Annotated in this window: 1 protein-coding gene; it reads left to right on the forward strand. The window is 43.9% G+C overall.

The features are described 5' to 3' along the window. Positions 1-1,217, forward strand: a 1,217-nt coding sequence (locus HHL20_RS19430) for a T9SS C-terminal target domain-containing protein (RefSeq protein WP_169232808.1), incomplete at both ends; no start/stop codon positions are given.

Genomic DNA, 1,217 nt, shown 5'->3' on the forward strand with positions numbered 1-1,217 from the left:
TATTTAATTTCGGGAAGTTCTATTGTTCCTTCTAAAGATTCTGGAAACGGACAAAACAGGGGGTATGACCTTCGTTTGATGAAGCTTAACCAGCAGGGAGAGACCGTTTGGGAAAAATATTTCTCAGGCAACAACCACGATTTTGCAGCTTCCACAATCAGCACCCAGGATGGCGGCTTCGCTGTACTTGCCACCTCAAACTCAGCGAAAGGTTTAGATAAAAAAGAAGATTCCAAAGGCGGAAGCGATATCTGGTTCATAAGAATTTCAGAATTTGGCGATGAACTCTGGCAAAAAACCATAGGCAGTACAGCAGATGAAGAAGCAAGGGCGGTGATCCAGACAACCGATATGGGATTCATTGTGGCGGGGAACAGAACGACAGGTTCCCTTCTCTTGAATGATTTCGGAACAGCAGATCAGCGTTCCCTGAGGCTCTCGAGGGGAACGGTTGGCTATGGGTCCAAAGATGTTCTGATTGTTAGAATGGATAAAAACGGGAAAGAACTATCACAATTAATTTTAGGCGGAAAAGGTTTGGATGAAATAGAAAAGATGATCCCCACAAAGGACGGCGGCGCACTGCTAGGGATATATTCAAGAAGCAATATCGGAGGTTCAAAGAAGACCGAGAACTATGGCGAGGGAGATTTTTGGGTGGTTAAAATTTCAAACGATAATAAGGTTGAGTGGGAAAAGAATTTCGGCGGAAAGGGCGATGATCATGTAAGAACATTGGCTTTGACATCTACAGGTTTTCTGATTGGCGGAGAATCAAGATCGGAAAGATCGGGAAATAAAACAGTAGGCATCGAAGAAGGAACGGATTTGTGGCTGATTTCACTCAATGAAAGAGGGGAAGAAATCTGGCAGAAATCCTACAACTTCAAGAACCGGGATGTGCTGATGGGAATGAGTGTATTGCATGCTTCGGATGACAAATCATCAAAAGGGATTTTACTCGGAGGCTACACCCAGGCAGAAGGAAGAATAGAAAGTGATGATGAGAAATTCTGGATGCTGTATTTGGATGAAAATGGAAATGAGCAGTGGCGAAAATACGTTCCGGGAGAATCTCATAAAAAAGAAGAAAGGCTTTCGGATATTAAACTGAACCGGGACGGTTCGATTGTTTTGGCCGGAACCAGTGCAGAAGAGCTTGGAAAAGAAAACTGGAAGATTGTCAAGCTGGGCGATAAGCAGATTGACCAGCTGAT

The organism is Chryseobacterium cheonjiense (assembly GCF_012927265.1).
GTDB lineage: Bacteria > Bacteroidota > Bacteroidia > Flavobacteriales > Weeksellaceae > Chryseobacterium > Chryseobacterium cheonjiense.